The 829-nt window shown below is 47.9% G+C and carries 1 protein-coding gene; it reads right to left on the bottom strand.

What is annotated here, in order from left to right; genetic code table 11:
* Positions 1 to 8: 8 nt before the first annotated feature.
* A partial coding sequence (locus AM629_RS24905) for an IS3 family transposase (RefSeq protein ID WP_054481793.1) occupies positions 9 to 829 on the bottom strand: 821 nt, incomplete at its 5' end.

Raw genomic sequence — 829 nt, forward strand, 5'->3', positions numbered from 1 at the left:
TGTTGTGGTCAATAAAAATTGGTCACTAGCTTAGAGTTTTCCCAAAATAATCGTTCTGATTCGTTGGGTGTCAACCCATTGTTGTACCCATGGGGGCGAAGCTGGCTATAATAACCCGTTATATAATTCGTGATTGAACGAAAGGCTTCTCTAAAATCTGAATATCCTTCTTCAGGAACCCATTCACTTTTTAAGCTCCTAAAAAAGCGCTCCATTGGGCTATTATCCCAGCAATTACCTCGGCGGCTCAGGCTTTGTTTGATACCATAACGCCACAATAACCGTCTGAACGCTTTGCGGGTATAGTGGCTACCTTGATCACTGTGAAACATGACCCCTTGTGGCTTCCTCCTTGATTCAAACGCCATTTCCAACGCTCTCTTTGTCAACTCAGAGTTGGCAGAGAAAGACATCGCCCAACCAATGGGCTTACGAGCAAACAGGTCAAGTACGACGGCCAGATAGGCCCAACATTTACCTGTCCAGATATAGGTCACATCACCACACCAAACTTGATTGGGCTCGGTGACCGTGAACTGACGGTCAAGATGGTTAGGAATATCAAGATGTTCTTGTTCCTGACGTGAATAGCGGTGTTTTGGCTGCTGACGACGGACCAGCACCAGTTCAGCCATTAATTTTCCTGCCCGCCATCGGCCTAATGGTATGCCTTTGGCGGTCACCATGGCGGCAATCGTTCGTGTGCCGGCGGAGCCGTTGCCCTCGTTAAACGCTTCACGGACTAAAATTTTTAACCTGATGTGCTCAGTATCGGGCTTTTTCACTCGATGGCGCCAGGCCTGATAGCTGCTACGATAAACCCCGAACA

Source organism: Photorhabdus heterorhabditis (assembly GCF_001280945.1).
Classification (GTDB): Bacteria; Pseudomonadota; Gammaproteobacteria; order Enterobacterales; family Enterobacteriaceae; genus Photorhabdus; species Photorhabdus heterorhabditis.